This is a genomic window from Azospirillum isscasi (assembly GCF_030849505.1).
In the GTDB taxonomy this organism is placed as follows: Bacteria; Pseudomonadota; Alphaproteobacteria; order Azospirillales; family Azospirillaceae; genus Azospirillum; species Azospirillum isscasi.
In genome coordinates this window covers 1-14,569 of record NZ_JAUJFI010000144.1, presented here as the reverse complement: position 1 = coordinate 14,569, position 14,569 = coordinate 1, and the positions used below count along the sequence as shown (strand labels likewise).

The 14,569-nt window shown below is 69.9% G+C and carries 14 protein-coding genes; 12 read left to right on the top strand and 2 right to left on the bottom strand.

Annotated features, from left to right (window positions below; all coding sequences use genetic code 11):
• The first annotated feature begins 161 nt into the window (after nucleotides 1-161).
• The 5 genes from QSG27_RS22390 to QSG27_RS22370 all read left to right on the top strand — a co-directional run bounded on the left by QSG27_RS22390 (nucleotide 162) and on the right by QSG27_RS22370 (nucleotide 5,532).
• The gene (locus tag QSG27_RS22390; RefSeq protein ID WP_306710029.1) at nucleotides 162-962 is read left to right on the top strand and encodes a hypothetical protein; all 801 of its coding nucleotides are present in this window, start codon (nucleotides 162-164) and stop codon (nucleotides 960-962) included.
• A gap of 67 nt (nucleotides 963-1,029) precedes the next feature.
• Entirely contained in the window at nucleotides 1,030-3,060 is a 2,031-nt protein-coding gene (locus tag QSG27_RS22385; protein ID WP_306710027.1) for a glycosyl hydrolase family 28-related protein, read from the top strand.
• A complete protein-coding gene (terL, locus tag QSG27_RS22380; protein ID WP_306710026.1) occupies nucleotides 3,060-4,616 on the top strand; it encodes a phage terminase large subunit in 1,557 nt (518 codons plus the stop codon). The genes QSG27_RS22385 and terL overlap by 1 nt, the downstream gene beginning before the upstream one ends.
• An 86-nt stretch (nucleotides 4,617-4,702) precedes the next feature.
• Nucleotides 4,703-5,038, top strand: coding sequence for a hypothetical protein (locus QSG27_RS22375; protein ID WP_306710024.1), 336 nt, complete (start codon nucleotides 4,703-4,705; stop codon nucleotides 5,036-5,038).
• Nucleotides 5,035-5,532, top strand: a complete 498-nt coding sequence (locus tag QSG27_RS22370) for a cell wall hydrolase (protein WP_306710022.1) — start codon at nucleotides 5,035-5,037, stop codon at nucleotides 5,530-5,532. Before QSG27_RS22375 ends, QSG27_RS22370 begins: the two co-directional genes overlap by 4 nt.
• Nucleotides 5,533-5,614: 82 nt before the next feature.
• On the opposite strand, the gene QSG27_RS22365 is transcribed toward QSG27_RS22370, so the two are convergent.
• Nucleotides 5,615-5,860 (bottom strand): hypothetical protein, encoded by a 246-nt coding sequence (locus QSG27_RS22365; protein ID WP_306710021.1) that lies wholly within the window; start codon nucleotides 5,858-5,860, stop codon nucleotides 5,615-5,617.
• 295 nt (nucleotides 5,861-6,155) lie between these two features.
• On the opposite strand from QSG27_RS22365, the gene QSG27_RS22360 reads away from it, so the two are divergent.
• The 7 genes from QSG27_RS22360 to QSG27_RS22330 all read left to right on the top strand — a co-directional run bounded on the left by QSG27_RS22360 (nucleotide 6,156) and on the right by QSG27_RS22330 (nucleotide 14,050).
• On the top strand, nucleotides 6,156-6,518 hold the full coding sequence (locus tag QSG27_RS22360; protein WP_306710019.1) for a DUF952 domain-containing protein: 363 nt from the start codon (nucleotides 6,156-6,158) through the stop codon (nucleotides 6,516-6,518).
• Complete coding sequence (locus tag QSG27_RS22355; protein ID WP_306710017.1) at nucleotides 6,515-7,588, top strand: quinone-dependent dihydroorotate dehydrogenase; 1,074 nt, start codon at nucleotides 6,515-6,517, stop codon at nucleotides 7,586-7,588. The genes QSG27_RS22360 and QSG27_RS22355 overlap by 4 nt, the downstream gene beginning before the upstream one ends.
• Before the next feature lie 8 nt (nucleotides 7,589-7,596).
• Entirely contained in the window at nucleotides 7,597-8,841 is a 1,245-nt protein-coding gene (locus QSG27_RS22350) for an EAL domain-containing protein (protein ID WP_306710015.1), read from the top strand.
• A gap of 135 nt (nucleotides 8,842-8,976) precedes the next feature.
• On the top strand, nucleotides 8,977-10,941 hold the full coding sequence (gene thrS, locus QSG27_RS22345) for a threonine--tRNA ligase (protein WP_306710013.1): 1,965 nt from the start codon (nucleotides 8,977-8,979) through the stop codon (nucleotides 10,939-10,941).
• Between the two features lie 83 nt (nucleotides 10,942-11,024).
• Nucleotides 11,025-11,552: a translation initiation factor IF-3 gene (gene infC / locus QSG27_RS22340; protein ID WP_149469411.1), complete on the top strand. Its 528-nt coding sequence runs from the start codon at nucleotides 11,025-11,027 to the stop codon at nucleotides 11,550-11,552.
• Nucleotides 11,553-11,757: 205 nt separating this feature from the next.
• Nucleotides 11,758-12,105 carry a DUF805 domain-containing protein gene (locus tag QSG27_RS22335; RefSeq protein ID WP_306710012.1) on the top strand — a complete coding sequence of 116 codons (348 nt, stop codon included), beginning with the start codon at nucleotides 11,758-11,760 and terminating at the stop codon, nucleotides 12,103-12,105.
• A gap of 115 nt (nucleotides 12,106-12,220) precedes the next feature.
• Nucleotides 12,221-14,050 carry a transglycosylase domain-containing protein gene (locus tag QSG27_RS22330; protein ID WP_306710011.1) on the top strand — a complete coding sequence of 610 codons (1,830 nt, stop codon included), beginning with the start codon at nucleotides 12,221-12,223 and terminating at the stop codon, nucleotides 14,048-14,050.
• Between the two features lie 108 nt (nucleotides 14,051-14,158).
• On the opposite strand, the gene QSG27_RS22325 is transcribed toward QSG27_RS22330, so the two are convergent.
• Nucleotides 14,159-14,533 carry an SH3 domain-containing protein gene (locus tag QSG27_RS22325; RefSeq protein ID WP_306710007.1) on the bottom strand — a complete coding sequence of 125 codons (375 nt, stop codon included), beginning with the start codon at nucleotides 14,531-14,533 and terminating at the stop codon, nucleotides 14,159-14,161.
• Between the last annotated feature and the right edge of the window lie 36 nt (nucleotides 14,534-14,569).

Below are 14,569 nucleotides of genomic sequence, written 5' to 3'. Positions count from 1 at the left end.
CAGCCCGCGGGCGGCGTGCCGGCGCTGGTGTCCGGCGACCGCAAGCTGCGCGCGCTGGGCTGGCGCCGCGACAGCGACCGGCCCCTGTGGAGCATCCGGCAGGACGCGCCGCTGCCCTTCACGCTTTTGTCCGTAACCATGGAATTGAGGGTGAACGACTGATGGGCGGAATCACGACCCTTGCCACGGCGGCCCTGCCGCTGGCGAACTCCGTCGCCGACACGGTGGACCGCGTCTCCGGCGCCTCGGCCAGCACGCGCCGGGAGGAGGCCGCGGCGCGCCAGCAGCAGGAGGCGGCGGCGCGCCAGCAGCAGGAGGCCGCGGCACGTCAGCAGCAGGAGGCGGCGGCGCGTCAGCAGGAAACCGCGGCGCGCCAGCAGCAGGAAGCGGAGGCGCGCAAATACGCCTATCAGGCGGAACAGCAGCGGCTGCAATGGCAGCGCGAGGACGAGCTGCGCCGCCAGGACCAGGAGCTTCAGCGCCGAAAGGAGGAGCAGGCCCGCATCGAGGCGCAGCAGGCCCGCATCGAGGCGGAGCAGCAGCGCGTCCGCGAGATGGACTGGCTGGCGCAGAGCCAGAATCTGGCGGTGCAGCAGCTTCGCACCGGGCAGGCCGCCACCCTGGCGGAGAAGGAGGGGGACGCGCGCACCCGCCTCGCCCAGGCGTCCGCCGCCGCGCAAGCGGACGAGCGGCGGCGCGTGGACGCCCTGCGCCGGACCGGGGCGCGCACCCGCGCCGCGCTGGGCTCCAACGGGGTCAGCGCGGCGGACGGCTCCGGCGAGGCGATCCTGCTCGGCGTCGTCAAGGACGGCGCCGCGGAGCGCGCGGAGGCGGAGGGCGCCGACCGGCTGAAGCGCGAGGCCATCCAGCAGGAGGTGGACGGCGTGCGCCGGCGCAACCTGCTGGAACAGGCGCAGCTCGCCGAGCGCCAGCGGCTGGAGTTCATGAGCCGCTTCTACTGACGCTTTCCTCACGGACGCTTTCGCCCCGCCGGGCCTTTTCGTTCCACGCAGCAGGAGGGGCGCAACCATGCCCAGCGCAATCGACGTTCCGCGCGGCAACCCGCGCGTCCAGTATCTTGCCGACGGCGTGCAGACCGACTTCACCTTTCCGTTCCCGGTCTTCGAGGGCGGCGACCTTCAGGTCTTCCTGGGGGCGGCGCGGCAGACCACCGGCTATGCGGTGACCGGCGCCGGGGAGACGGCGGGCGGCACGGTGGCCTTCGGCGCGCCGCCGGAGGCCGGGACGCCCGTCCTGCTGCGCCGCCGCCTGCCCATCGAGCGGATGAGCGACTTCCTGGAGAGCGGGCCGCTTCCCGCCTCCAGCCTGAACCGCGAGTTCGACCAGCTCACCGCGGCGCTCCAGCAGGTGGCCGGGGATCAGAAGCTGATGCTGCGCTACACCGACACCGACCTGCCGGCCTCCAACCGGCTGCCGGAACGGGCGGTGCGGGCCGGCCAGCTCCTGGCCTTCGACACGGTGGGCAACCCCATCGCCCGCAAGCCGGTGGACGAGGAAGCGCTGTCCACCTTCCTCGCCCCCGGCGCCGGTGCGGTCCGCCGCCCGGTGCGGGAGAAGCTGGCCGACGCGCTGTCGGTGAAGGACTTCGGAGCGGTGGGCGACGGCATCGTGGACGACACGCTGGCGATCCAGGCCGCGCTGACCAACGCCACGGCGGTTTATGTGCCGCCGGGCACCTACCGGATCACCAACACGCTGACCGTGGGCTACGGCCAGACGCTGTACGGGGCGGGGCAGGGGTCCGTCGTCGCCGGGGCCTCGGCGGGGTTCGACCTGATCCATCTGCCGGACGGCTACGCCACGGTGGCGGGGCTGCGGCTGGAGAAGGGCGACGCCGGGGTGAAGCTGTTCGGGCGTGACGGCCCCTGCGTGCACAACACGCTGAGCGACCTGACCATCTGGGACCCGCGGGTGGGGCTGCTGTTCGACGGCTACACCGATCCCAACTGGCCCTGCTACTGGAACATGGTGTCGCGCGTGCTGGTGGCGCGCCCGTCGCTGCACGGGGTGTGGCTGACCCGGACGGGGGAGGGCGACACGCCCAACGCCAACCGCTTCTCCATGGTGCGCGTCTATTCGCTGTCGGCGCCCATCGCCGGCTGCGGCTTTTTCGTGGAGCAGGGCAAGTACAACAACAGCTTCCAGGACTGCGAGGCGAACCTGTCCACCATGGCGCTGGCCTGCTTCCGCGTCGGCGCCAACACCGACAAGACGCTGATCCTGAACTTCTACGCCGAGACGCTGGGCGGCGTGCCGAACGTGCAGCTCGACGCCGGGTCGGTGGAGACGGCCATCGTCAACCTGCTGTCGATGTCCGCCGGCCCGGCCATCTATGACAAGTCCGGCGGGCGCTACACGGCGGTGAACGCCGGCTACCCGGAAAAGAACCGGCTGGCGCGCAGCCGCATTTCCGAACTGGTCGTCGAGGCGCTGCGCTACGACACGGAGTATGTGGAGCCGCAGGCGGGCGGGGTGATCGCTCTGGACCTCGCCAGCTCCGTCTATCTGGTCAGCGCCTACACCGGCGACGTGGAGCTTCGGCTGCCGGCGGCGGGGTCGGCCAACGGCCATGCGGTGACCGTGAAGCGGACGGACGCCTCCACCCACCGGCTGACCGTCACCGAGACCGGCGGGCCGGGGCCGGACGGGCGGACGGTGGCGCTGGGCAACCGCTACGACTTCGTGACCGTCGTGTCGAACGGTGCGGGCTGGTGGGTGGTGGCCGGCAACAACCGGCCCGGCAACGCCCATTTCCACGACCAGCCGGGCCTGTTCGAGCCGGATCTGAACCAGGCGCTGTATCTGGTCAGCGCCTACAGCGGCGCCGTCACGGTGCGGCTGCCGCCGCCGGGCGCGCTGCACGCGGTCGGGCGCACGGTGACCGTCAAGAAGGCCGACGTGTCGGGCAACCCGGTCACCGTCACCGTGCAGGGCGGCAGCGGGCCGGACAACGCGCCGGTGACCCTGGGGTCCACCGGCAGCGCCGTGACGGCGATGTCCAATGGTGCGGGCTGGCACATTCTGGGACGGGTGGCGTGATGGAGGCGGCGGAAGAGAGGAAGAAGGGGTTCTTCGCCTTCGTCCAGGACTGGAACCGGCAATCCGATCTGTCCACCCCGCGCCACCATCTGCAGATCGCCGCATGGCTGGAGCGCCAGTCCGTCGATCTGGGGGCCGCCGGCATCGGACCGCGTCTGCTGCTGATGGCCTTCCGCGGGGCGGGCAAGTCGTCCATCGTCGGGCTGTTCGCGGCCTGGATGCTCTACCAGGACCCCAACCGCCGCCTGCTGGTCCTGGCGGCGGACATGAAGCTGGCCAAGAAGATGGTGCGCAACGTCAAGCGCATCATCGAGCGCCACCCCGACACCCGCGGCCTGAAGCCTCCGGCGAAGGAGCGCGACCAGTGGGCCGCCGACCAGTTCACCGTGGTCCGCCCGCAGGAGTTGCGCGACCCCTCGATGGTGGCGGCGGGCATCGGCGGCAACATCACGGGCAGCCGCGCCGACGTGGTGATCTGCGACGACGTGGAGGTGCCGCGCACTTCCGGCAGTCCCGGCAAGCGGGCCGACCTGCGCGAGAAGCTGGCGGAGATCGACTATCTGCTGGTGCCGGGCGGGGTGCAGCTCTATGTCGGGACGCCGCACAGCTACTACTCCATCTACGCGGAGGAGCCGCGGACGGAGGCGGGGGAGACGCGGCCCTTCCTGGACGGTTTCGCGCGGCTGGTCCTGCCGGTCTACACGGAGGGACCGGACGGCAAACGCCGCTACGCCTGGCCCCAGCGCTTCAGCGAGGCGCACGTCAACCGCATCCGCAAGACCACCGGCCCCAACAAATTCACCAGCCAGATGCTGTTGCGCCCGGTGAACGAGGCGGAGGGCTTCCTCGATCCCGACCGGCTGGGCCGTTACGACGGGGAGCCGGACTACCGGGAATCGGCGGGGCGGGCGATGCTGACGCTGAACGGCGTGCGCATGGCCTCGGCCTCCTGCTGGTGGGACCCCGCCTTCGCCCGTCCGGCGGCGGAGGGCGGGAAGCCCGGCGACTCCAGCGTCGTCGCGGCGGTGTTCGGCGGGACGGACGGGCGCTTCTATCTGCACCGGGTGCTCTACCTGACGGTGGACCCCGGCGATCCGGACACCGAGGCGGAACAGCAGTGCCTCCAGGTCGCCCGCTTCCTGGAGCGGCACCATCTGCCGGCGGTGCATGTGGAGATCAACGGCATCGGGCGCTTCCTGCCCGGCCTGCTGCGCAAGGCGCTTCTGAAGGAGAAGGTCGGTGCCGCCGTGGTCGAGGAGGCCAGCCGCCGCGCCAAGGCCCTGCGCATCCGCGAGGCGTTCGACGCCCTGCTCGCCGACCGGCGGCTGCTGGCCCATGCCGCGGTGTGGGAGACGCCCTTCATCCGCGAGATGCGGGAATGGTCGCCGGACGGGCGTTACACGGGCCGCGACGACGGGCTGGACGCGGTGGCCGGCGCCCTGTCCTGCGAGCCGTTCCGCTTCGACCGCCAGCCGGCGCCGGGGCGGAAACCGGACTGGCGCTCCGCGGCTTCGCCGGTTGCGGCGGGGGAATGGGCGGGGGAATGGGATGTGTGACCGCCACTCGTGGGACCCGTGTTCAGCCGGGCCGCCTTCCCGACCGGAGGGCGGCCTTTTCTTTTGCCTTATTCCGGAGAAAGCACATGCAGGAAACCATCGACCTGTCCTGGTGGATCACGGCGGTCGAGCTGCCCGTCATGGGCGGGCTGTTCTGGCTGATCGCGCGGCTGCGCAAGGACGCGGAAACCGCGCTGGAGACCGTGCGGGCGCGCGCCGAGTCCGCCCAGGCGCAGGTGCGCGAGAGCCTCGCCGCCTACAAGCTGGAGGTCGCGAAGACCTACGTCTCGGTCGCGACGCTGAAGGATGTTGAGCAGCGGCTGACCGACCATCTGCTGCGCATCGAGAACAAGCTGGAAAACGGCTGCGCGCCGTTCGGCCAGCCCTGTGTCCCGCCCTATGCCGACGGGGGCCGCCGATGAGGGCGCGCGTCCTGAAGCCGGAACCCGGCCCGGCTGCGGTGTCGTTGTCCGGTTCCGCCGGCGACGCTTCCGGCGATGTCCCCGGCGATGCGGTCGACACGCTCGCCCGCACCCTGTGGGGGGAGGCGCGCGATGAGTCCGTGCGGGCCATGGAGGCGGTGGCGGCGGTCGTGATGAACCGCGTCAGCCGCGCGCGTGACCATGGGGGATGGTGGTGGGGGGACGGTGTGGTCTCCGTCTGCCGTCTGCCGGGGCAGTTCCATTGCTGGGACCCGGACGCGCCGGGGCGGCTGGGGCTGCTGTCGGTGACCTCCACGGACCCGGTCTTCGCCGCCGCCCAGCGGATCGCGCGCCGTGCGGTGGCCGGATTGCTCAACGATCCGACCGGCGGAGCGACGCATCTGCACCGGACGGGCGAGAACCCGGAATGGGCCCAGGGCCGCAGTGCCTGCGCCGGAATCGGCGGGTTCCAGTTCTACAACGACGTCGGATGACGTCCCTCTCCGACGCTCCGGCGGCCCGGGATCCGTTCCGGGACCGGTGCCGCCGCGGGTGGGAGAGGCCGGAGCGGACCGGTCAGGCGGCTTCCTTGATCATTGCCAGATAAATCTTCCAGGCCGTCTCGACCGAGACGCCACCGGCGCGCGACCCCGCGGCCAGCATCGCCGCCGACGGCTTCAGCGGAACGGGCGTGCTGCTGGCCTCGACGGCGGCCAGGGGGGCGGTGTCCACGCCGGTCACGATCACCCCATGGATGCGCGAATCGAGCGCGTGTTCCACCGGGTGCCGTTCCTTCACAACATTCATCGCAATCGCGTTCATGGGGCATCTCCTTGCTTGCCCCCCTCTCAGCAATCCTGATGCCAATCCTGGACGGCCCGCGTCGAAGGGGCGGAAGCCTTGATTTTCCGGCGTTTCCCCGGGGCTGGCCGGTCGGGCGGGGCCGGGCCGCCAATTTTCTTTCTGCAAAACGCTTCAGGATTTCCGAAGCCGCGTTTGCAAATTGCGAAGCAAACAGCGCAACGTCCCGTTTTGCCGGTCCCCCATCTCCCCCCGCCCGTCCCGCTTTTGCCACATCTGGCTTTGCCGGCGGGCTTTGCGGTAAGGTCGCCGCGCCATGACTGAACGGATCATCTTCCATATGTGCCGGGCCGCGGAGTGGGAGCGGGCGCTCGCCGCCGGCGCCTATCACGGCTCGTCGCAGGATGCGGCGGACGGCTTCATCCATTTCTCCACCGGCTCCCAGGTCGAGGAGAGCGCCGCCAAGCACCGCGCCGGGCAGGACGGCCTCGTGCTGCTGACGGTGGACGGCGCCGCTCTGGGCGACGCCCTGAAATGGGAGCCGTCGCGCGGCGGCCAGCTTTTCCCCCATCTCTACGGCCCGCTGCCGCCCGCGGCGGTGCTGCGCGCCGACCCGCTGCCGCTGGGGCCGGACGGCCGCCACGTTTTCCCAGCGAACTTCAAGGACACCGCGCCGTGATCGACCTGTTTCCCATCGTCGGCCCCGTCCTGCGCAGCTTCGATCCGGAGACGGCGCACGGACTGACCATCAAGGCCCTGTCGAGCGGGCTGATGCCGCCGGTGCGGGAGAAGGACGACCCCATCCTGCGGACCCGCGTGCTGGGGCTGGACTTCGCCAACCCGGTGGGCCTCGCCGCCGGCTTCGACAAGAACGCCGAGGTGGTGGACGCCATGCTGCGGCTGGGCTTCGGCTTCGTCGAGGCGGGCAGCGTCACCCCCCGCCCGCAGCCCGGCAACCCCAGGCCGCGCCTGTTCCGCGCGCCGGAGCAGGGGGCCGTCATCAACCGGATGGGCTTCAACAACGAGGGGCTGGACGCCTTCGCCCGGCGGCTGGAGCGGCGGCTGTCGGAAGGACGCAAGGCGCCGGGCATCGTCGGGGCCAACCTGGGCAAGAACAAGGACACGGTGGAGGCGGCGGACGATTACGTCCTCGGCGTGACGCGGGTGGCGGCGCTGGCCGACTATCTGGTCGTCAACGTGTCGTCGCCCAACACGCCGGGCCTGCGCGCGCTCCAGGGGCGCGACCCGCTGCGCACCCTGCTGGGCCGCGTGCTGGACGCGCGGACGGCCTGCAAGCTGGCCAAGGCGCCCCCCGTCCTGCTGAAGATCGCCCCGGACCTGACCGACGAGGACAAGGCCGACATCGCCGCCGTCGCGCTGGAGTCGGGCATCGACGGGCTGATCGTCTCCAACACCACCATCGCCCGCCCGGCGGACATTCCGGAGCCGCTGCGATCGGAAGCCGGTGGCCTGTCCGGCAAGCCGCTGTTCGCGCCCTCCACCGCCGTCCTGCGGGAAATGTACCGGCTGACCGGCGGCAAGCTGCCGCTGGTCGGAGCGGGCGGCATCGCCTCGGGCGCCGACGCCTACGCCAAGATCCGCGCCGGGGCGTCGCTGGTGCAGCTCTATTCCGCGCTGGTCTATGCCGGGCCGGCGCTGGTGCCGGCGATCCGGCGCGATCTGGCCGCCCTGCTGCGCCGCGACGGCTTTGCCACGCTGGGCGACGCCGTTGGGGCGGACCACCGCTGAGCGGGGGCATGGCGTCCCTCCCGACCCTGCTGTACGCGCTGGCCGTCGTGGCGGCGGCGGTCGCGACCGCCATCGGCCTGCCGGACCTGCGGCCCGGCACCGATCCGGCGAGCGGCTGGCTGGCTGGGGCGCTGATCCTCCTGGCCGGAGTCGTCTTTCACGAAGGGCTGATCCGGCGGGAGCGCGGGCGGGCCGTCCTCGACCGGCTGGACGGCGTGCAGCGGAGCCTCGATGCCCTGGCCGCGGCGCTGGACCGGCGGACCGCCCGGATGGAGGAGGGCCGGAGCGCCGCTCCCGGCACCGTGACCCAGGAGACCGTCCTTCAGGAGGTGAAGCTCCTGCAGGCGCTGGTCGCCCGGCTCGGCGCGCCCCGTCCGGCGGGGGAGGCGGACCACCCGCCGCACCCGCCGCGCGAGTCCCGTCCGGCCCGCGCCGCACCGCGGGACGCCATGCCGGCGCCCCAGGCGCCGCGCCCGCCGGAGGACCGGCCCACGGCTGTCATCGAAGCGCCGCCGATGGACGACGCCGCGGTTCTGGAAGCGGTGCGCGACGCGCTGGCCGCCGACCGGATCGACATCTATCTCCAGCCCATGGTCAGCCTGCCGCAGCGCAAGCACCGCTTCTACGAGGTGTTCTCGCGCGTGCGGGCCGCCGACGGGTCCCTGATCCTGCCCGACCGCTATCTGGAGATCGCGGAGCGCGAGGGGCTGATCGCCACCATCGACAACCTGCTTCTGGTCCGCTGCGTCCAGCTCATCCGCGAGACGGACCGGCGCCAGCACGCCATCGGCTTCTTCTCCAACATGTCCGCCGCGACCCTCAGCGACGCGGAGTTCATGACGCAGTTCCTGGACCTGATGGCCCGGAACCAGGCGCTGGTGCCCAAGCTGGTGTTCGAACTGAGCCAGCAGGAGCTGCGGGCCGGCGGGGCGGTGACGATGGGCATTCTGTCGCAGCTCGCCCGCATCGGCTTCCGCTTCTCCATGGACCAGGTGACCGACCTGGACGTCGATGTGGACGCCCTGCTGCGGCACGAGATCCGCTATCTGAAGCTGGATCGCGGCCTGCTGCTCGACCCCGTCCTGGCGCCGCGCGCCGAGGCGCTGCGCCGCCGCCTGGACGGAACGGGAATCGACCTCATCGCCGAGAAGATCGAGACGGAGGCGCAGCTCGACGCGCTCCTGCGCACCGGCATCGATTTCGGCCAGGGCTATCTGTTCGGGGAGCCGCGGCCCGCCCGCAAACCGGCGTGAATTAATTTTGCAAGAAAATTCGCTGTCCGGGCGCCGGATTCCGGGCGGAAACGCTCCCGCCACCCTTGACAGAACGCCCGCCCGCATTAGAAGTTTCGCCTCCCGGCATGCGCCGGGTGCGATGCAAACAGTCAAATGGTGACTTCGGTGACGTCCAACATCGCCATCACGCTGCCCGATGGCAGCGTGCGGGAGTTCGACCGGCCGGTGACGGGGCTTGAGATCGCCCAGTCCATCGGGCCGCGCCTTGCCAAGGATGCGCTTGCCGTCAAGCTCGACGGCGAGGTGAAGGACCTCACCACCACCGTCACCACCAACGCCAAGATCGAGATCGTCACGCGCAATCATCCCGATGCGCTTGAGGTCATCCGCCACGACGCCGCCCACGTCCTCGCCGACGCCGTGCAGAAGCTGTATCCCGGCACGCAGGTGACCATCGGTCCCGCCATCGCCAACGGCTTCTATTACGACTTCGCGCGCGAGGAGCCCTTCACGCCCGACGATCTGGAGAAGATCGAGGCGAAGATGCGCGAGATCGTCGCCAAGGACGTCCCCATCGTGCGCGAGGTCTGGACCCGCGACGAGGCGATCGCCTACTTCAAGAAGCTCGGCGAGCATTACAAGGCGGAGCTGATCGAGGCGATCCCGGCGGATCAGGACATCAGCATCTACCGCCAGGACGACTGGCTGGACCTGTGCCGCGGCCCGCACGCCCTCACCACGGGCAAGGTCGGGACCGGCTTCAAGCTGATGAAGGTGGCCGGCGCCTACTGGCGCGGCGACAGCCGGAACCCCATGCTCCAGCGCATCTACGGCACCGCCTGGCGCGACGAGAAGGAGCTGAAGGCCTACCTGCACCAGCTGGAGGAAGCCGAGAAGCGCGACCACCGCCGGCTGGGCCGGGAGCTGGACCTGTTCCACGTGCAGGAGGAGGCCGTCGGCTCGGTCTTCTGGCACCCGAAGGGCTGGACGCTGTTCCGCACGCTGGAAACCTACATCCGCACCAAGCTCGCCCAGGCGGACTACGTCGAGGTGAAGACGCCGCAGCTCATCGACAGCTCGCTGTTCAAGGCGTCGGGCCACTGGGACATGTATGGCGACAACATGTTCAAGGTCTCGGCGGACGACGGCGAGAAGATGCTCGGCATCAAGCCGATGAACTGCCCGGGCCACGTCCAGATCTTCAAGCACGGGCTGCGCTCCTACCGCGACCTGCCGATCCGCATGGCGGAGTTCGGAGCCTGCCACCGCAACGAGCCGTCGGGCGCGCTGCACGGCATCCTGCGCGTGCGCGCCTTCACCCAGGACGACGCCCACATCTTCTGCACGGAAGATCAGGTGCCGACCGAGGCGGCGGACTATTTCAAGCTCCAGCTCGGGGTCTACCGGGATCTGGGCTTCGACCAGATCGCCGTGAAGCTGGCCCTGCGCCCCGACGTGCGCGCCGGTTCGAACGACACCTGGGACCGCGCGGAGGAGGGGCTGCGCACCGCGCTGCGCTCCGCCGGGCTGGAGTTCGAGGAACTGCCGGGCGAGGGCGCCTTCTACGGCCCCAAGGTGGAATTCCACCTGACCGACGCCATCGGGCGCACTTGGCAGTGCGGCACGCTCCAGCTCGATTTCGTCCTTCCCGAACGGCTGGACGCCTCCTATATCGGCGAGGACGGTGCCCGCCACCGCCCGGTCATGCTGCACCGGGCCATCCTGGGGTCGCTGGAACGCTTCGTCGGCATGCTGATCGAGCATTACGCCGGCAAGTTCCCGATGTGGCTTTCCCCGGTCCAGGCGGTGGTCTGCACCATCACCAACGAAGCCGACGGCTACGGCCAGGAGGTTCTGAGCCTCCTGAAGCGCCGCGGCATCCGTGCCGAACTCGACACCCGGAACGAGAAGATCAACCTGAAGGTCCGTGAACACAGCCTTCAGAAGGTCCCCGTTCTGGTCGTCGTGGGCAAGCGCGAGGCGGAAGAACGGACGGTTGCCCTCCGGACCCTCGGTGGTAAGGATCAGGAAGTTCTTGCCCTTGACGCCGCGCTCAATAAACTGAATGAAGAGGCGAGGTCCCCCGCGGGCGCCGCCGCTTTCGATTCGCCGTTTTAACCGACCGCACCGTTGGGCGGGTTTCCCTCTGGGAGGCCGCGCCCCGGTGGGTTACCAGTCATGGAGAAGCGTCCATAGCCAGGATACCGTCCGAAGCCGCTCCGACCCGCGATGGACCGCGGGTGAACCGGGAGATCACGGCACGCTCCGTCCGTCTCGTCGGCGCCGATGGCGAGATGGTGGGCGTCGTTTCGTTGCGCGATGCGCTGCTGGCCGCTGAAGATGCGGGTCTCGATCTCGTCGAGATCGCCCCGCAGGCGGAACCGCCTGTCTGCAAGATCCTCGATTACGGCAAGTACAAGTACGAGGCGCAGAAGAAGGCCGCCGAGGCCCGCAAGAAGCAGAAGATCATCGAGGTGAAGGAGATCAAGCTCCGTCCCAACATCGATGACAACGACTACGACGTGAAGATGCGCTCGGCCCGCCGCTTCCTTGAGGAAGGCGACAAGGTCAAGGTGACCATGCGCTTCCGCGGGCGCGAGATGGCGCACCAGGATCTTGGCATGAACGTGCTGGTCCGCGTGCGCGACGAGCTGGATGAACTGGCGAAGGTCGAGCAGATGCCGAAGCTCGAAGGCCGCCAGATGGTGATGGTTCTCGCGCCGAGGTGACCCTTCGGCGCGAAGGCCCCGCCGCCTTCCGCACAGCACATGCGTCTCAAAAAAGGCCCGCCGGTTCCGGCGGGCTTTTTTGCTGTGGGCCGCCCGTCCTCCGCTCCCCTTCGAAGCAAGGAGCGGTGCGCGACAATTTGGCCGTCTTGCCACATCTCGATTGCTCCTGATAGCGTCCCGCCAACGCTTTTGGAGGTGTTTTGCAATGTCCTGGTCGGAATTCCTGCTTTCCTTCAAGGGAAGAATAGGTCGGAAGCCTTACTGGCTGTTCACATTTGCTTTCATGTTGATTTCCATTGTCTTCCCGGTCTTTGACATGGACGGGGATGTTTCGGTGTTCGGGATCGTGCTCAACATCCTTCTGATCTGGCCCTGCCTTGCCGTCGGGGCGAAGCGGTGGCACGACCGCGGCAAGTCGGCGTGGTGGCTGCTGATCGTGCTGATCCCGGTGGTTGGGATGCTGTGGGCGTTGATCGAATGCGGCTTCCTCCGCGGCACGGACGGCCCGAACCGTTTCGGCCCCGACCCGTCGGCCCCGCCGGCCTTCGCCTGACCATTCCCGTTCCGATTGCAGGGCTGCCCGTGCCCGTGAAATTAAGGGGTACGGGGATTGTGAAGCCGGGGCCGCCGCCCGACCTGTGGCGCGTCCCGCCTTCCGCGAACGGCCGATGCCCCGACTCTCCGTCCTGCGCCGCGTTGCCTTTGCCCTGACGTTGGCGCTGCCGCTTCTGTCCTCCCCTTCCGCTCGGGCGATCGACCTGTTCGGGGAGGAATTCCCCACGGTGGACGACGTGCTGGCGCACAACCGCGGCCACGGGGTGCGCTTCCTCGACCGGCAGGGGCGCTTCATCGGTTCCATCGGCGAGACGTACGGCGACACGCTGACGCTGGAGAAGCTGCCGAAGCACCTGATCCAGGCGCTGATCGCCAAGGAGGACCGGCGCTATCTGGAACATGACGGCATCGACTTCCAGGGGCTGGCCCGGGCCCTGGCCGTGGCGGTGACCTCCGGCAGCTTCAGCCAGGGCGGCAGCACGCTGACCCAGCAAACGATGAAGCTCATCTTCCTCAACCGCTACGACCGCTGGTCCCGCAAGGCGTACGAGCTGTACAGCGCCGGCGACTTCGAGGAGAAGCTGGGCAAGAAGAACGTCCTGTACCTGTACCTGAACCGCGCCTATTTCGGTTTCGGCGCGTACGGGGTGGACGCCGCCGCGCGCGTCTTCTTCGGCAAGCCGGCGGGCAAGCTGTCGCTGAAGGAAGCGGCGATGCTGGTCGGCTCGCTGCCCGCCCCCTCCCGCCTGAACCCCTTCGCCGACCTGGAGAAGGCGGAGGCGAAGGCCGCCCTGGTGCTGGACGCCATGGCCGACGCCGGCTTCATCACGGAACGAACGGCGGAGCAGACCAAGCGCCAGCGCCCCATGCTGGCCGCGGGGAACAAGGCGGCGGTCCTGTCCACCGGCCATTTCCGCGAAACGGCCAAAGCCCGTTTCGACCGCTTCGCCGCCGACCGCTATGGCGGCAATCGTCCAGGGCCGACCTTCACGGCGCGGACCACGCTCGACCGCGATCTCCAGGCCGCCGCCCTGCGCAGCGTGGAAACCACCCTGAAGCGCCACGCGAAGAGGATGGGCGCCGCGGAGGTCGCGCTGGTGGCTCTGGACGGCGACGGGGCGATCCTGGCGATGATCGGCGGACGCGACGCGGCGGCCCGGCGGGACCATTTCAACCGGGCTCTCCAGGCCCGCCGCCAACCCGGCTCGGCCTTCAAGCTGTTCGTCTTCCTGGCGGCGCTGGAGCGCGGGCTGACGCCGGACTCGCGCGTGGACGGCTCCCGCATGGAGTTCACGGACGGGCGGGCCATCCGCAATTTCGACAACCGCTATCCGTCGTCGGTGACGCTGGCCGACGCCTTCGCCCATTCCACCAACACGGCGTCGGCCCGGCTGACCCGCGGCCATGCCGAGGAGATTGCCGCCGCCGCCCGCCGCCTGGGCGTCGAATCGCCGCTGGAGCCGGATCTCGGCCTCGCGCTGGGGGTTAGCGAAGTGTCGCTGCTGGAAATCACCCAGGCTTACGCGGCGGTCGCCAACGGCGGCAACAAGGTCGGCGGCCATCTGTTCCTGCGCATCGGCGATCCCGCCGGGCGGACGATCCACAGCCACACCCCGCAGAAGCCGGAACGGGTGATCGACCCGCGGACCGCCGGCACCCTGAAATCCATGCTGGCCGGGGTGATGCGGGACGGCACCGGCAAGACCGCCCGCCTGCCCGCGGCCCTCGCCAGGCTGGGGGCGGGCGGCAAGACCGGCACCACCAACGATTACCGGGACGCTTGGTTCATCGGCTTCGCGGACGGCGTCGCCGGGCGCGGGCTGACGGTCGGGGTGTGGGTCGGCAACGACGGCAACGCGCCGATGAAGGGCGTCACCGGCGGCTCGGTCCCGGCGGAAATCTGGCGCCGCTTCATGGTCGAGGCGGCCCGGCTGAAGGGTTGAAGCGGATTGCGATCCGCTTTGGACCGCAACGGTGGTCGCGGTCGCCCATGCGACCGAAGCCGGCTGGCGAATGAAGCGATATGAGTCTAAAGCGAACGGACGTTCGCTTTAGCGGCTCTTGCCACCCGTGAGCAGGGACGCCCCGACGAAGCCCAGCGACCGTCCGCTCCGCCCGACCTCGTACCAGGACCCGAAGACGGCCAGCACCGTGACCGTTTCCCCCTTCTCCAGCACGTCCTTCACCTTGGCGTCGCAGAAGGGGGCGACGCGCAGGTTCGCGGCGGCGCGGACCCGCACCCGCGTCCCCACGGCGATGGCCGGGCGGCGCGTCTCGGCGCTGCGCTCCTCCGCGATGTGGTCGGGCAGGGCGCAGCCGCGGTCCTCCTTCGGCGCCTTGGCGTAGCCGCCCTTGAAGCGGGCCGCGGGCGGGCCTTCCGCCGCAGCCGCAACTCCTGCCGGTCGATCACTCTCGGACCATGCCACGGCGCCGCTGCCGGGGCCAGAGCTTCAGCCCAGCAG